Origin of the sequence: Paenibacillus sp. FSL K6-1558, from assembly GCF_038002565.1 — a bacterium.
Classification (GTDB): domain Bacteria; phylum Bacillota; class Bacilli; order Paenibacillales; family Paenibacillaceae; genus Paenibacillus; species Paenibacillus polysaccharolyticus.
Genome location: NZ_JBBOCV010000002.1, coordinates 25,319 through 41,915 on the forward strand (window position 1 = coordinate 25,319; position 16,597 = coordinate 41,915).

The following is a 16,597-nucleotide window of genomic DNA, read 5'->3' on the forward strand; positions in this document are numbered from 1 at the left end:
CAAATATCCGGATCAGATTTTAAATGCCTTTTTCCCCACCAAGCTATTAGGTCTCTCCATGTTTGTAATGGCTCAACAAGAAGGCATTTTAGACAAACTGAGTCAAAAGCAGGTTTAATTCTTTAAAGATACGGATCCGCAACTGTTCGAGAAGATGTTACTTATTCCTAGAAACTACTCTAACAGAAATTCTTGAGTGTGTAATAAAAAGCCAGCACTAGGTTATTGGTGCTGGCTTTTGTTGATCACTTTCAGTTTATGAACCTTCAATCACTTTGTCTTCAATCACCGGTGCTGGAATTTCTTTAATCTCAACCGATTCTTCAGGAGCAGCCATTCTTTGAACTTTCATCGGCATAGCATCCAGATACTTATATTCCTCTGTTTTTGTTGAACTTGAGACAATCTCACCATTCTTATCTTTCATATAAATTACACGTTTCGTTGGTAAGCCCGTTTTAACATCAATCGTTACAATTTCTTTATGGAGATTGTCTTCTGTAACAGCTTGCTGTTCGTTACTCTCTGCAAGTGAACGAGCCTGTGCTCCTTCAGGCTCAAGTACTGTCCAATTCTGTTTTTGTAACTCTTGCTTTGCATTTTCAAGCAATGACATTTGAAGCAATTTTTCATTTTCTGCGGCAATATTCTCAGGCATCGTCCAGGTGTTACCCACCAATTTACCAGACTCAAAATCACGTCCGTATGATGTGACCTTCTTCCCGCCATCTTCCACGATCAACTTGGTGTGAAGTTTGTTATCCCGATACTCCTCGGTAATCTCAGTCAAATTGACGCGATCCCGGTAGCGAACGGTGTACGATCCATCTTCCAACGTTTCTTTAATGTACTCCACTTTTGCTTGAGTTGCTTTTTGTGCTGCGCTTTCGACGTCACTCTGCGCACTTACGACGGTCGGTTGGTTGAAATAGATGTATCCCCCAACAGATGCAAAGGCCAGTGGTATGGTCAGCAATGAGACCCATAATTTTTTCTTCACAGTTCAGATCCTCCTCTTATTTATTCTGTATATCTTCTTAACGCATTATTCCGCTTTTAAGTTCCAGCCATTTACAAATCCGCTATAAAAATAACCCTGTGCATCCGAATCACCTTGAGGATCTTGCAACCTCCAAGCATTAGGATTGCAAGGCGAAGCCATTAATTCAGAATCGAATGATTGCAGGTAATAATTCTGCTCTGGGAAATGTCTGATCATTCCACTCAAATTGCTACAATCACTTGTATACATACTGGTAGCTCTACTTGTTTTAGCTACGTGAGTATAATGAAAATTAAAAACTGTATTCCCTACTGTATTATACATAGCAGCCCATCCTGAAGCAGCGTTTGCATAATACCCAATACTAGCATTTGGGTAATAAACTCGACTCCATTCAAAATCACCACCAGTGGTAAGACCACAATCTGCAGATGGGCAATAATCTACGAGATCAGCGCCTTTACTCACTTGAGCAATCACTGGATACACGCTACCGGGTCCACTTCGAATGTTCAAACCTGAAGCTTTTACATCCCATACACTGACCTTTTTGCTGTACGATACAAGCCTAGCGTCTGCTTTGTCTGTTGGAATATAGAACGAGACAACTGCAAAGATGAATAAGATGAATAATTTACCACATACACTAGTACATTTTAGCACAGTTACATTCTCCTTCCAGTTTGTAATCAGTTAAATTGTACCACCGCCTCACGCTTAATTTGTTACATTTTGTAATATTAAATCATATATTTGAATTTATGGGCTAGCAACCCTCTATATCCGGTCTGATTTAAGAGTCACAACCCAAACTTCGTGTAGTGATTTTAATGTATCTCTTTCTTCCTGGTAAACTTCTCTAAAATAATCCAATCTACGATGCCCTTCCATCAAATGAAAGGGTTTTCCCCATGAAGTTAAACTTAAGTTATCCAGGACGATGATAGGTTCTGGCCACGTTCGATGCTCAAGCATGTAATCCGCTAACCAATCTTCTTTATCGTCTTCATCCTCGAAGATGTGGTATCCCATACCTCCTAGTTCTTCACAAATAATTTGATTTCATTATAGACTTTTTCAACATCCCACCATTCTCTAACGAATTTCATATTTTCAATCCCTGACTCAATATATTCATCTAGGATAGAATCATAGTGGCGATAGATGGAACTTCAGTAACAAGAAGTGGTTTTAAGGTATCCCATATCAATTTGTCGTACATAGGTGCTGCTCCTTTTAAGCAATTCTATGATCTCTGCAGATTCAGGATGATGAGACAAGGATAATATGCAATAAAGTAACGAAGTAGAACTTTATGGAGTTAGTTTTGAGAAAAACGAAAATCCTGGCTCAAACATGACTTAGATTATCAGTAGTATCCTTCAGCTCTTTCTGTTCACAATGCTGCAATGTAATATGTATCATGGGTTTAAACGTACTGACTGTTTGAGACGTGGGGATTAAATCTAATTCTGCATCCATATCAAACAACGCATAGTTGGTATACGGTTCTAACCCGGCCACATGGTGTACTCCTGAATAGACAATACCATCGTAGCCAATATGACTGCAGCAAGCTCCAATATAGTTAGGAAGCAGGTATGCAGATTTGACTCTCGTATCTGTTTCAGCATTCGATTCATTAAAGAAACCTTGAAACTTCGGATCAAATTCACCCAGGTTAAACAAGCGAAGTTCTCTTCTCAAAATCTTAAACGTGGCAATATCTATGAGCTGATCATGCGCAGGATTAATTTCATAGGGGATGGCTTCCTTTGAGTTCGTTAGATATAGAACAGGCACCCCAATGAAATTGTATCTCCCATGTGAAGATTTGCCGACAGGTGCAGTCCATAATTCTTCGAATGTGTATGCCTTAATAGAATCTACAGCTCTAGTCCTTCCACGAAACAGATCCGTCTGCCCAGTTGATAAAATATGTATATTTCCGTGATGGAAGTGTTGCTTCAGAACTTCATAGATCGCTCTACCAGTTTGATGATGATAAGCCAACATCGGATTCGTTCTGAGTATTTCTTTAAATGCCTCTAAATCCTTCAGACTAATCTCTTCTCCGTACTGTTCAGCAAAATCGGAGAATTCTTGGATGTCAAAAGTATACGTGGATTCAACCTCTTGTTTTGTATATAAATCACAATATTTAGAGAAACTCATTTTAGAGTTGGATGAGCTGACAGCTTGGCCTCTACCATAGCCGCAGGGGCACTTTAGCAGTGAAAGGAATAAAGGGGATATAGAGTCGGGAACGCCGTAGTCAGAAATGTACTCGCCCGCCTTATAATAAGAACCACCAGGATCATAGGGTATATACTCATCTTGCAACTCAATGCGGTTTTCATTTAACATATCTTCAATTTCTTTACCGTGGCAATGTTCGCATCCACCAATATCTTCGGACAACATATCCGCTATAGGAATAAGAAATTTGTCTTCAACATTAATCCTGTGATATTTCTCGTTCTCTAATACTTGATAATTACAGATTTCGCAACGCACCTCTCTGGATACAAGTGCAATACGGTTCTGTACAAAACGTTCGTAGAGTTTGATCTGCCTCCATACTTTTTCAAAGAATTTAAAAATGTCCTCTGCGCAACAACTACAGACCGTACGCTCATGTAGATCGGATAACTCATTTGGCATATTCTTCTCCTACTCTCTACCTTGTGGTAATACTCTCCTTCCTATAGTACTATAACCACCTGGGGGCGGGATACTACACTATTACATATACCTAAATGGAGTACAGGTATGAAGCAGGAGCTGGGTAAGAAAAAGTAAGGGACACAACTAGTTGCCATTATGCCCCTGAATGGATTAGATTTATTTTGCTCGTAAATGTATTACATTACTGCTAGGTGCCTTTTTGGGATTTTGCTGAGGGAAATCCATGGTTAATTGTTCGCCTTTCTTAGCAGAAACCATAAAATCCTGAGCGTCAGGTCTCCAAAGCCCGTATTTTTCTACTACAAGCTTAAATTCCTCTAGATCATGGCTACATAGTCTGAAGACTGGTCGTCCATCATTAGAAGAATTTCTGGGGGCTCTATTTTTATCTACCGATGCTTCAACATGACATAGCTCATGAAAGACTAGCGCCTCTTTCTGTTGATCCGTTAGGTGTTCCCACACTTTGTTTGGTAAGATTAAGTCCATCTTAACAGATGTCTTTTTTCTCTTGTCTACAAAAGGGGATAATACTATTATAGCGGCTCTAAAAAAGCACTTTAATTCCCTATGCCTTAACGTAACCCTCATACAACCGTTCCACAAACCCATTTTGCTCGCCACCTTGTAACAAGTAACAACCGATCAATCCAAAATCATCGCTGACATATCCCGCTAACTCCGGTTCACCTGTTAAGGCCAGTGTTCGTTTAAATGCTGTCTCCCTGATCTGTCGCAACACTTCATCTTCGGCTACGACCGAGTCCCCTGCATAACGTTCGTAGGCCTGCATCCACGCATCTGCAAATGGGGGTTCATCCCTTTCATCCAGATACGCATCTACATCAAGTCCTTCAAAATTCCGTTTGTCAAGCAAGCGTCCTTCCTTCAAATCTTGCAACAACGTGTCTACATTGCTTCTGCTCATTTCGTCACTCCTTCATTTTCCTTCTTCAAATACATCTCAGGTATAACAAAACGTTTCATGTGTTTACTTGAATCTGCTATAAAATGATCTAATCCCCGTTCCTCGTATTCTTCAAGTACACATTCGAAGATACGAGCAATAATGCCACAATCCGCCAGCGCATCATGTCTGTGAATGCCTTCTGTGTTCAGATCGTAATATGCGATAAGAAAATCGGTTGAAACAACGTCCGTTACCTCTGGATGAATATATGTAAACATCGCCTTGGTATCCAGCACCTTGTTGGTAAACATGGTTAACCCGAATTCTTCACAATGACGCTCCAGCATGGGCAGATCATATTCGTATCCCGCATGAGTCACGAGCACTTGATCTCCGATAAAGCTGCAGAATCGCTCGTAAACCTCTTTAAAAAGCGGAGCCTGTGACATCGCTTGATTCGTAATACCAGTGAGTTTCTCCACCGATGCCGGAATTGGTTTGGATGCCCGAACCAGAGAAGAGAAACTGGATCCACTGGCTCCCTCGCTCCTTTTGTAGCGTACTGCACCAAACTGAGTGACACTCTCCACGGCTACATCAATACCTGTTCCTTCCAGATCAAATATGCAGTATGTTCTATCCTGTAGCAGTGTCACATTTAGCTCGTCCACCGTATATGTACCCGGCAAAAACGTGATTTTCACATCTTTCACTCCCACATTCGTGTAATCTGAAGCATCTTGTCAGCTTGATCCAAATCCATCCTGTAGATATCCGGCATCGTCGTGCCCTTCCAGAAATCGAAACCATAACTCGGATTATAATGCTGAAAAATAAGGGTCATGATATCACCATGCGTACCGATTACGACCTTTTTCCCCCTGTGCTCGCCTAACATTTGTTCAATGGTGTTAATAGCCCTCTTCTGAGCCTGAATACCAGACTCTCCACCTGGAAAAGCAAAGGTGGCATCACGATACAGCTGCCGCTTAGCTCCATGAAAATCATCATGTTTTACGTGGGAACAAGACAGCGTACGCTCACGTAAATCTTCCTCAATGAATACAGACCTCCCGCACAAGTCAGCCAGACGCTGAATGGTATACACAGCCCTAAGATAAGGACTGGAGCAAAAAACCTCCATGTCCTCTTTGTGCAAAAGCTGAGCGACCTTTTCCGCGTCCAAATTCCCTTGTTCAGTCAGTCCACGTTCGCGCTCTTGACCTTCGATGAACCTGGATTCTGCATGTCGCACAAAATACAAGCTTGTGTAAGCTTCTGCGCTCATGCATCTACTCCGCCCTTCTTCTCGATCACAATCAGACAGGTGCTGTCAGGCAAGGATACAGGTTTACCCTTCTCATCCATAAAAATAATCCGATCTGCCAAAGCTTCAGTATACCCTTCTTGCAGGAAATGACGTAGCATGATGATATCCGCTTGCTCCCCTAACGTGTCGCGTATGCATTTCTCATAAGCTTGCGGTGTGAATATACCAAACTGCTCCTGAACTTCATGCACATAGGCTTCCTCCCCCCAAGTATACGTGTACAAAAACTCCATCGCATCATTAATTGGCATAATCACCTCATCATCGGATAGACGCTCGTAACTGATCCCGCGCCCTTTAAAGTCAGTTGCATAACGTTCCAGCCTGCTCAATCCATCCGGCTCAATGAATCGAATTCGTCGTTTCTGTGACTCCGGTTCGCTCATAATACCATCTCGAATAAGGATTCTTCCGCCCGGCGAGAGCACCTGAAAAGCACTTTGCAGCGCAGCCGCCACCGTATCTGTATTAAATCTGCGCCCGTGACGCTCAATATATGAATACAACTCATGCAGGATAGAGGAAAAGATCACCGTATCCACTGTTCCCGGCTCCACATACTGATCCAGTTGCAGCGCATCCCCTTTCATCACATGCCAGCGATGAGACTCCCGTTGCTTCTTGCGTTCCAGCGCTTCGATCACGTTGGCCGAAATATCGATGCCGATCGCTTCAACCTCGGGCTTCTCCTGCTCAATCAAATCCAGCAACACACCGCCACCCGGGCCGATATCAAGTACACGTTTGCCCACCATATAGTCGAGTAGCACTTTTTTGTAGTCTCCCGAGCTATTCATATCCGAAAGGTACGTCTCCTCGTTGTGGAACCGATCATACGCATCCCGTCGCAGGCCAAACAGATCAAATAAAAGCAGTACCGCCTGTTCGTACAACGGAGATTTCTCTGCTTCAATGCAAAAAGCAATCAATTTTTCGGCCGCAGGCGAGAATTCAAAGGTTACAAACAACGTATCGGGCAGATCGGGATACCGCTCAATCCGATGCCCCAGATGCGGATAAGGCAACTGCTCGCCAGCGGTAATCTGTTCCCATGAATACTGCTCCAGATATTTTTCAATCATACGTTTCTTGTAAATATTCAGCTTTTTGACACCCTTATAGTCGTAATACATCGTGTTCATTAACGGTTCAAAGCTGATATGACGTATAGAGTTCAATGAAGAGTCCTTTGAATGCCCCTCTATTTCCTTCTCCCACTCTTCGCTATGAAGTGCAAGTAAAAACACCTTGACCATCTCTTCCAACGAAAAATCCCGCATGGCTGACTCCACATACCACAATGTACGTGAAGCAAGAGCAGACAGTTGTTGCTCCACAGGAAACTGTTGTTTCAGCTTGGCATACGTTTCATCCATCGCCTCACCTTGCCGGATTGAATTACTTCTTAGGCGAGATAATCGCTCCTTCACGCTCCAATCTGTATGTTCCGTTCCTGACACAATCCAGTCCACAATTTGCTCTACTTCATCCTGAACCTGCTCCCAAAGACCAGAATCAACCGCTCCAATAATACATTGGTTCAGAGCCATTAACAGAATACGAAGTTCACCACCAGTAACCCAGCCTTCAGAAATCAAAGCACGCAACGGTGTATTCTCAGCGTACGGAATTTCCCCCCGTATGTATTGCCCAATCAGTCCATGTGTTGATATTAAAATACGAATGATCTCCTGTCTCGGCGAGGCTGCCGATTCCAGTCCATTTTCTTGCTCTGTAGTATATCGATGATATAGCTGAGCCGAGCCAATATTATGTACAAACAGGTTAATGCCCTGCTGTTGCCACGTTCTGCGCTGTTCCAGTGAACCCCCTTTTGCCGTTTCCGACCAGGACAGCACCTCTTCCAGCAGTTCCCGAATCCAGAACGAAAGCTGCATTCCATCCAGCATGCGAAGTGTACGCTCGGTGTAATCCAATACCGCATTTGTCTTCTGAAGCTCGGCAATGGAGTGAATGCGCTCCAGATTAATTCGCGGCTTCTCCGCCGCGACTAACCATTGCAGCCATTGCGGCTCTTGTTGTTCTTTTTGCAAATGTTGTTGTTGGGTCTTTCCTGATTTATAACGTTGAATCACTTCCAGCGCGTGCAGCATGGATTCTCCACCCTCTTTATTTTCATGATGTTGTATGATCCTTTTCATCCAGCAAGCGCAGTCTGTCCCGCACAAACTGAAGGAGATACTCCTCTTCCGAGAAAGGCAAGCTTTCGTCCAAACGTGCCGCAGCAACAGGTAACATCCAGGCATCGCTCTGCCCACGTTTGATCCCGGAAAGAGCGATGTAATGTGCTATATACTGCTCCAATATCAAATTTCGAGCTTGCTCGAATCCTTCCTGAATAGCAGGTTCCGCATCGTCTGGCAGCTTGCCGCTCTTTAATATTACCCATGTCCTGGCCACATCACCCGCAGGATCACCTGCCATGCCAGTCATCCAGTCTATGACACAATGTTGTTCTCCGTCCTTGCTTAGCATTACATTATCAGGATGATAATCACCATGGCAAATCGCCCGTTGTTCAGGCAATACGGACAAATAGTGAATCAGTCGTTCGTGTTCAAGATCGGAGAAGAGCGATACGCGCAGCATCGCGTGCTCCAGAATCTTTTTCTGAGAAGGCAATAAGTTACCCTCATCCTGTACCATGTGCACTTTATAATGAGTTGCCGCCATGATGTAGGATAGATGTTCCAGCAATTCCGGTTGCTGAATCATCAGCGATAACAATGTTGTTCCCTCAAACCGCTCAAATAGAATACCCGTACGTGTAGCATGATGCATTTGTTTCACAGCACGAGGAACGGGCAACCCCTTTTCATATACCCACTGACTCATGCGATATTCATTCTGTACCGCTTCTCCTGAGAACCCTGTCCGGTATAATTTTAAAATAAGATCATCTGCATAATGGTAAATCTCCGCCGTTCTTCCTTGTCCAATCAGCTTCATCTGCTTATCCCCCTGAGTACGTGAGATTTTTTGCTAATCAAAACTCAATGCCTCTGACTTTGGAAAAAATGATCATATCTACCCATGCATCTGTGCGATCTCGTTTTATCCTGCGCAATATTCCTTCTTGTGTGTAACCGAGCCGTTTAGCTACACTGGCACTGCGAACATTTCGGGCATCACAACGAATTTCAAGCCGATTGGCCTGCAGATGTACTATGGCAAACTGTTCGATCCCCCGCACAGCCTCTGCAACCAAACCTTCGCCCGACCGGGAGGTCCGCACCCAGTAACCAATCTCGAAAGAGCGTGCACTCCAGTCCATCCGGTGTAGACCGCTACTGCCCACAAACTCATCTGTAGCTTTATCGCGTAAGTGTAACATGAGGTCACTGCGTTCCAAAAATTGTAGTCTGGCTTTACGTACAGAAGCTTCTGACTCCTCTAATGTAGGAATGTTCTCTGCAAAAGGTAACCACGGCCGCAGCTCTTTCACACTTTCCCGAATCGCTTCATTAACATCAGCGCCATCACCCCACTGCGGTGAGCGAATCGTAAGACGTTCCGTATCAAAGCTCTCCGGAAATTCAAGCATCACGGGATCAACCGCACCATAATCTGTCATAAATCTATTCCTCCACCTGAAAGATCGAATCAATAATTAGCGGTAGCTGATCTCTGACAGAAACGGCCCCAAGAACAGACCGGGCGTGCATTCCCTGTTCTTCTCCAAAAACGTCAAGCATCAGATCCGAGAACCCATTCAGTACCTTATGATGTTCCTGATAGGAAGCCGAAGCGTTGATGAAGCCCTGCACTTTAACTACCCTTTTAACTCGATCAAGCGAACCTAGCACATCCCGAACAACTGCGAGCACCTCAAGTCCTGCATTCCGGGCAAAATCATATCCCTGTTCTGTCGTAAATTCCACGCCAAGCTTGCCGCGTTCATCCGTAGCCGGTCCTTTTCCTGATACATACATCATGCCATTTACAATGACAGCATTCGCATATTTCCCCGCAGGAGAACTGGATTGCGGTAGCGTGATTCCTAGTTCCTGTAGTCTGGCTTCGATTATGTTCATCATCAGGCTCCTTCTCTATTTTAGTCATGCATTCGTTGAATTCTTTCCCTACCTCACTATAGTTAACTCATCAGTTAATTGTTGTTTATGTTTTTTTAATTCCATCCCGTCCATTGTACTCCTGCCTGTAAGTTCTTGGCGACATCTGAACCGAGCGTTTGAACATCTTGCCAAAATGCGAAAAATTGCCGAATCCCGCCAGCAAAGCAATATCGGTCACCGACTCTTCACTCTCACGCAGTAATCGCTGGGCCTCCTTCACTCGCAGTAAATTCAGATAATCGCTAAATGTAAAACCCGTCGTTTGTTTGAACAACCGGCTTAGATAATGAGGACTAATCCTAAACTTGTCTGCCACCTCCGGCAGCGTAACCGGATTCTGATAATTCTCATTCAGATAACGGACAACGACCTGAATCTTGGGGTGAAGGACAGGGTCCTGATCATCCGACTGTGTACGTGCTAGATGACGGTGACGGTACGTGTGTAGCAACAGCTCCAGCGTACGGTGACGTAGCAACATTCCACTCCCCTCATCGGGATTACGCATTTCTCGGACCATTTCTGCCACAATCTCTTCTGTCACCTTGGCGACCTGAGCGGGGAATCTCACAATCGGTATGTCCCAGCGAAAGGGCTCCGTTAACCCTTCTGTGAGCTCACTCGTGACCGCCATAGCGGCAAACAGTTCAGGTTGCAGGTACAGCACAATTCGTTCGTGGTCCGGCATTCCACTTTCCAGTGTTTTGTGCACTGTATTGCGGTCTACAAATACCAAGTCACCTGCTTTGACCAGATACGAACGATCTTTGATAAAATAAATGCGCTCCCCAGAAAGCAAATAATACAACTCATAATGGTCATGAAAATGATCATTAGGCATAGAGTAATATCCGATCCGGCGATCGTATTCCATATGTAATAAATCCGTTGCATCATGATAATCTGCACGAATGGCTTCGGTCATGTTACTCTCTCCTTTTTCACAATTATAGCAAAATATGCGGCATTTGAAAGCGGTTACGCATAAAATGCGGTGAAAGAAGTGCTCCTTTGTTATAGTCTAAACCTACATTCAAGGAGGCGATATACGTGGGGAACAAAAAACGTTATGTATTAGTCGGAACTGGTGGTCGTGCTGAATTTTTCTATGGTGCTTTGACCCGGGATTTTAGCGCAACTTCCGAACTTGTCGGCTTTTGTGATATCAATCAAGTACGTATGAACTATGCGAATAAGTTGCTGCGAGAAAAATATAACTATGCTGAGGTGCCTACATACCTGGCAGATCAGTTTGACCAGATGATTGAGAACGAGAAGCCCGACTACGTTATCGTGACAAGCGTGGATCGGACTCACCATAAATACATCATTCGAGCAATGGAACTCGGCTGTGACGTTGTTACGGAGAAACCGATGACTATCAATGAAGAGAAATGTCAGGACATTCTGGATGCTGTGAAACGTACCGGACAGAACGTACGCGTGACATTCAACTATCGTTATGCACCGCATCACACGAAAATACGCGAGCTTATTCTGAACGATACCATCGGCAAAGTGACTTCTGTGCATTTCGAATGGCTACTGAATACCCGTCACGGTGCGGACTATTTCCGCCGCTGGCACCGGGATAAGCGTAATAGTGGAGGTCTGCTGGTTCACAAATCGACGCATCACTTCGATCTCGTAAACTTCTGGATTGGCTCACAGCCAGATACTGTCTTTGCGTTTGGAGATTTGATGTTCTACGGCAGAGAAAATGCCGAGGATCGCGGGGTTACTCAATTCTACAACCGTGCTACAGGTAATCCGCTCGCACAGGATGATCCATTTGCACTGCATCTGGATTCTGATGACCACCTGAAATCGATGTATCTGGATGCCGAGACTGAAGATGGATACCAGCGGGATCAAAGTGTATTTGGTGAAGGAATCAACATTGAAGATACGATGGGTGTTCTTGTCCAATATCGGAACAAGGCAATCTTGACGTACTCCCTTGTTGCTTATCAGCCGTGGGAAGGTTACCGCATTGCGATCAACGGCACTAAAGGCCGTATCGAAATGAGCATTATCGAACAATCCTACGTCAATTCCCTGGGTGACAAAAGCAAGGAAGGCGCTTTGATTGGCAAAACACTGCGTGTACTTCCGATGTTCGGCTCACCTTATGACGTTGAAGTCGAGGAAAAGGAAGGCGGCCATGGCGGAGGAGACCCTGTACTGCTCAATGATCTGTTCGGCGCACCATCAGAAGATCCGTTCCATCGTGCAGCCAATCATGTGGATGGCGCCCGCTCGATTTTGACAGGCATTGCAGCCAATCGTGCGATTGCAACAGGCCTTCCCGTTAAAGTGGATACTCTGGTGCAATTCTAATAAATTGCACGGATAAAGGCATCGGATTAGAGACCTTGTATCTTTAATCTGATGCCTTTTCTGATTTTCATTTCATTGCACATTCTATTTCACATCCCATCGTACATCTCACGTACGTTGCACCCCGGCATCAACATGGGCTGTCAAGTATTCACCTTCCTCCTTGCTCCGTTCATATACTAGGTATAAATGATGAACGGAGGATAAATTATGAGCTGGCAGCATCTTCGTACAGGCAAAACACTCCAGCAACGGTTGGCCCAATTCCAGGGACATCTTGCTGAGCTTAACGCCCCGCGTTCCGGTCTGGAGCCTGGACGCATCCGTCGGGTATTCCCTCGTAATTTTGTCAAAATCAATCATCAATTATTTATTCCGCTTAGCCTGAATTCCATTCGTGTGTTCAACATTCCACGTACACAGCGAGGGATACGGGTTGGCATTCGTACAACATTTCCTTCCCGCAATGCATTCCGAAATATTAGACTGGTTGGCGTTGGACTCAATTATATTGAGGTACAAGGCAAAGGCAGAGTTCCTTCACGTATTCTGTTTCCGCTTTCCAGCGTGGAGTCCATCTATCGCCCTAGCAAGCGAACCTTGAAGCGGAAACGTGGTTGTATTCGTCGTAGATAGATCAGAACGAGCTGAAAGAGCTACCCCAGTTAGATGACTAAACAACAAGCCCATGAGAAAAAAACGGTGAGAATCGGTTGTCTCCGCTTCTCACCGCGAGGCTAGATGCGTACATTGCTACGCATGCTTGCTGTATTTATTCATATCTTAGAACACGTTCGCTCCATCGAATCAAATACCTGTCCAGACATCCTTGGCATAACGACCTTGTTCTTGAAGCTGATTAAGCCAGGCTTCTGCCTCTTCTACAGTCTTACCTTGAGTGTCTGCATAAGCATGTTTTAGCGTTGTTTCCACATCAGGAGCCATTTTACTGCCATCTCCGCAGATGTATAGATGCGCCCCGTTTACCAGCAAAGGAATTAACAGATGTGCATCCTCTTTCATCCGATGTTGCACATAACATTTGTCTTCCCCTTGAATCCTGGAGAAAGCTGTATGAAGCTGTACAAGCCCCTCCTGCTCTGCCATTTCCAGCTCGTTTTTGTACAAATAATCATGCTCCGGATTGCGGCAGCCAAAATACAGATGCGCTTCACCAACTGGCTCGCCTCGTTCCTTCATCACATGTCTCGCTTGCAAGAAACCACGGAATGGAGCTACCCCTGTTCCCGGACCCACCATAACGATCGGCACGTCTGATCTTTCAGGCAATTGGAAGCCGGATTCCGGTGTACGGACAAACATCACAACCTCGTCACCAGTCTTCAGATCAGCCAGATAATTGGAAGCAATGCCTTTATATATCCCTTTTCCACTCCAGGCAGATGCCTTTACGACACTTACCGTTATGCTCGCTTGCGCTGCTTGTACCCGTGGTGAGCTGGATATGGAATAGTATCTGGCCTTCAACGAAGGCAATAATGCAAGAAAACGTTCAAATGGCAATTCACATGCTTCATATTTCTCCAGATAGTCCAGCATGGTTATCCGTTTGCCACGAACTTCCTTCATATATGATGTCTCATCCAAGAGCGCTTCAAGTTCCTTCTTGTGTGGAGGGCAGACCGTATATGCAGCAAGTTCCCTTAATTGCGCACGTGTTGCGGCCTCTTGCAATTCCACACTGTGGCTGAGCAGATCGTACAAGTTCACTGGCCGTTGCAATGGCAGATGCGCCGCGCTTCTCCCCGATGCATCCAGTACCAGATGCTCTGTTCCGGTGAAACCGTAACGACGCAGCACACGCTCCACAAGCTCTGGTGGATTTTGCGGCAGAACGCCAAGATGGTCACCTTCCTTATAAGTGATGCCCTCCGGCAGCTTAATCTCCAGATGTCTTGTGCTTCGCTCGCTCCCTTCATCATGAAGCTCCCGATTCTCCAGCACGGTTGCAACATGAGCTTCATAGGTTTCAACCAGCGGAGTAACCGCTCTGCCACTAACAAATTGTACCGACAGGGAGCTGTGTTCACTTTTTGATCCCGTATTCAGATTCAGTTCCAGCGTTCGTGCAAGATCAGGCCATAACTGTTCCGTCCAATCCTCGACCTGCTTCTCGAAATCCCCGCTGGCATCTGACTCTCCCAGAGAGGATAAACGCTTGGCTCCCCGTAAGGCCAGCTGTTCATCAATCAAACGTGGAATTCGCTGATACGTGCTAGCCCAGTTGTGATCACCGCATCCAAGAACCGTATATTTTACGCCCTCGAATTCCTTCTGATCTGCATGCTGAATCCACTCTACAAACGTTCTGGCATTGCTTGGCGGCTGACCATTATACGATGCGCTGACAATGATGACAGCTCCTTCTTTAGGCAGCCTACCGACGCGATCATCCAGCGCAGCCACTTCACTGCGGAAACCTTGGTGTATCGCGGTATCCGCTATTTCGCGAGCGATCCCTTCAGCCGTCCCGAGATTCGAACCGTAGAGTACAAGCAAGGGAGTATCGTGTGCTTCTACAGCACCTTGTTCATCCTTTTTCACTGTGTTAGCAGGCTCTTGTATAGCCACACCAGGTACAGCCATCACAGGCTGACCTCCACGCGAACGTACACGAATGATGAATTGATCGGGTTTAAGTGTCAATGTCTCTTTGACTTTTAACTGATAATTCATATGATCGATGAAGTCAAAATGTTTCAGGACCATGCCCAGCACAAGCGTCGCTTCCTGAAGCGCAAACTGCTGACCAATACATGCGCGTTGACCGTTGCCAAACGGCTTATACGCGTTATGCGGTACTTTGCTTGGGTCTTCGAAACGTTCAGGGCGAAACTCCTCTACATCATCCCCCCATGCCTCACGGTCACGGTGCAACTTGGGAATGAGCACACTGACACTGTCCCCTTTTTGAAGCGGGTATTGTCCGCCGAGCATTGTATCTTCTTTTGCATATAACGAAAATGCTGGCGCGGTTGGCCACAATCGAAGTGCTTCACTCAGTACCATACGTATATATTTCAATTGACGAACTTGATTGTACGTTGGCACCGGGTCTTTCAGAATCGCATCTGCTTCCGCCTGGGCTTTCGCGAGCTTATCCGGGTTTTTCATCAGGTAGTACACGGCAAACGATAACAAACCACTCGTCGTTTCATGCCCTGCAATTAGAAATGTAATAATCTGATACCGGATATTTTCATCATCCAGCGTTTCGCCTGTCTCCGGGTCCTTGCCGCTAAGCATGTGAGAGAGCAGATCATCTGCCCCTTCCTGAGGCTGCGCTTTACGCTCTGCAATGATGTGATCCACTAGCGAGAACATGGAACGGATATCCTGTTCGAATTGTTTCTTTTTACTGATCATCAATTTGTCCTGCAAACGCAGACGTTGCAACGAACTCATGGATTCGTCCAATGCACGTACCATGCTTGTAATGAATGGATGTGGCTCTTCGCGGTAGAAGCTGTTAAAGCGATAGTTAAACCCACATAAACCAATGGTGTCTAACGTCAAACGAGTCATATCATCCGGCACATTCACCGTTTCATCGGGATTAAGTCTGGACCACTTCTGCACAAGTTGCACGGCAAGATCCACCATTTTGTTATGATAGCCCTGCATCGCACGTTGACTAAAACTTGGAAGCAACACATTATGTGCCTTTTTCCAGTTCGGCTCGTCCGTCCAGCTGGTAAAGAGTCCATCCCCGGCAAAAGCACGTACCTTCGCAAGCGGGGCCCATACTCTTTTATCAAATTTGGACTCATCCGTCACTTCGGCTACATATTTCTCACTTGAAATATAAAGCTCACTTCGTCCAGGGTAATCCATGCGAAAAATAGGCCCATACTCGCCTGCCAGCTTAACCAAGGACTGGGTCGGCTCATCAAAATTCAACTGCGGCAGATTGCCCAGTGGACCGTACGTTTTGGGCTGAGGCACTGAAATAGATGACATAGCTCTCACTCCTTCTTTCTCTCCAAATGTAAATAATGAGTCCTGAAGCATAGTGCGTTGAATCAGATTTCAGTTGAATCCATCTTTTATTCACGTGTGTGTAGTGTGTAATATGTCATACCCAAAACCAACTGACCAGAATCGTAATTCGGTCAATTTCGAGTAAAAAAAATGGGCATTTCTCTATGTCTATCTTTACCATATCATTTCCAGTTACAATCTTCAACTGCCCTAAAGTCTCAGTTTCT

Annotated in this window: 16 protein-coding genes; 2 read left to right on the forward strand and 14 right to left on the reverse strand. The window is 45.2% G+C overall.

The window, feature by feature from the left end; translation table 11 throughout:
* Positions 1-256: 256 nt before the first annotated feature.
* The 13 genes from MHI38_RS27755 to MHI38_RS27815 form a co-directional block, all read right to left on the reverse strand.
* Positions 257-1,000 (reverse strand): hypothetical protein, encoded by a 744-nt coding sequence (locus tag MHI38_RS27755; RefSeq protein ID WP_154886208.1) that lies wholly within the window; start codon positions 998-1,000, stop codon positions 257-259.
* A 45-nt stretch (positions 1,001-1,045) separates the two neighbouring features.
* The gene (locus MHI38_RS27760; protein ID WP_251503216.1) at positions 1,046-1,666 is read right to left on the reverse strand and encodes an SH3 domain-containing protein; all 621 of its coding nucleotides are present in this window, start codon (positions 1,664-1,666) and stop codon (positions 1,046-1,048) included.
* A 114-nt stretch (positions 1,667-1,780) separates the two neighbouring features.
* Entirely contained in the window at positions 1,781-2,035 is a 255-nt protein-coding gene (locus tag MHI38_RS27765; protein WP_154886210.1) for a hypothetical protein, read from the reverse strand.
* A gap of 318 nt (positions 2,036-2,353) precedes the next feature.
* Complete coding sequence (locus MHI38_RS27770; RefSeq protein WP_308721926.1) at positions 2,354-3,667, reverse strand: RES family NAD+ phosphorylase; 1,314 nt, start codon at positions 3,665-3,667, stop codon at positions 2,354-2,356.
* 180 nt (positions 3,668-3,847) lie between these two features.
* Positions 3,848-4,303: a putative metallopeptidase gene (locus MHI38_RS27775; protein ID WP_251503213.1), complete on the reverse strand. Its 456-nt coding sequence runs from the start codon at positions 4,301-4,303 to the stop codon at positions 3,848-3,850.
* On the reverse strand, positions 4,260-4,619 hold the full coding sequence (locus MHI38_RS27780; protein WP_154886213.1) for a hypothetical protein: 360 nt from the start codon (positions 4,617-4,619) through the stop codon (positions 4,260-4,262). Before MHI38_RS27780 ends, MHI38_RS27775 begins: the two co-directional genes overlap by 44 nt.
* Positions 4,616-5,305 carry a 3'-5' exonuclease gene (locus MHI38_RS27785; protein ID WP_186809539.1) on the reverse strand — a complete coding sequence of 230 codons (690 nt, stop codon included), beginning with the start codon at positions 5,303-5,305 and terminating at the stop codon, positions 4,616-4,618. Before MHI38_RS27785 ends, MHI38_RS27780 begins: the two co-directional genes overlap by 4 nt.
* A 5-nt stretch (positions 5,306-5,310) precedes the next feature.
* Entirely contained in the window at positions 5,311-5,889 is a 579-nt protein-coding gene (locus MHI38_RS27790) for a histidine phosphatase family protein (RefSeq protein WP_154886215.1), read from the reverse strand.
* Positions 5,886-8,045, reverse strand: coding sequence for a class I SAM-dependent methyltransferase (locus MHI38_RS27795; RefSeq protein ID WP_154887351.1), 2,160 nt, complete (start codon positions 8,043-8,045; stop codon positions 5,886-5,888). Before MHI38_RS27795 ends, MHI38_RS27790 begins: the two co-directional genes overlap by 4 nt.
* A 22-nt stretch (positions 8,046-8,067) precedes the next feature.
* Positions 8,068-8,901 carry a phosphotransferase family protein gene (locus MHI38_RS27800; RefSeq protein WP_341181962.1) on the reverse strand — a complete coding sequence of 278 codons (834 nt, stop codon included), beginning with the start codon at positions 8,899-8,901 and terminating at the stop codon, positions 8,068-8,070.
* Between the two features lie 37 nt (positions 8,902-8,938).
* Entirely contained in the window at positions 8,939-9,526 is a 588-nt protein-coding gene (locus tag MHI38_RS27805) for a GNAT family N-acetyltransferase (RefSeq protein ID WP_154886217.1), read from the reverse strand.
* A 4-nt stretch (positions 9,527-9,530) separates the two neighbouring features.
* On the reverse strand, positions 9,531-9,989 hold the full coding sequence (locus MHI38_RS27810; protein ID WP_154886218.1) for a RidA family protein: 459 nt from the start codon (positions 9,987-9,989) through the stop codon (positions 9,531-9,533).
* 82 nt (positions 9,990-10,071) lie between these two features.
* Entirely contained in the window at positions 10,072-10,953 is an 882-nt protein-coding gene (locus MHI38_RS27815) for an AraC family transcriptional regulator (RefSeq protein ID WP_341181963.1), read from the reverse strand.
* Positions 10,954-11,078: 125 nt separating this feature from the next.
* Here MHI38_RS27815 and MHI38_RS27820 point away from each other — a divergent pair, with 125 nt between their 5' ends.
* Entirely contained in the window at positions 11,079-12,368 is a 1,290-nt protein-coding gene (locus tag MHI38_RS27820) for a Gfo/Idh/MocA family oxidoreductase (RefSeq protein WP_090920758.1), read from the forward strand.
* 210 nt (positions 12,369-12,578) lie between these two features.
* Positions 12,579-13,004, forward strand: a complete 426-nt coding sequence (locus MHI38_RS27825; RefSeq protein WP_221791238.1) for a hypothetical protein — start codon at positions 12,579-12,581, stop codon at positions 13,002-13,004.
* 171 nt (positions 13,005-13,175) lie between these two features.
* Here MHI38_RS27825 and MHI38_RS27830 read toward each other — a convergent pair whose 3' ends face one another.
* Positions 13,176-16,349, reverse strand: coding sequence for a bifunctional cytochrome P450/NADPH--P450 reductase (locus MHI38_RS27830; RefSeq protein WP_341181964.1), 3,174 nt, complete (start codon positions 16,347-16,349; stop codon positions 13,176-13,178).
* Between the last annotated feature and the right edge of the window lie 248 nt (positions 16,350-16,597).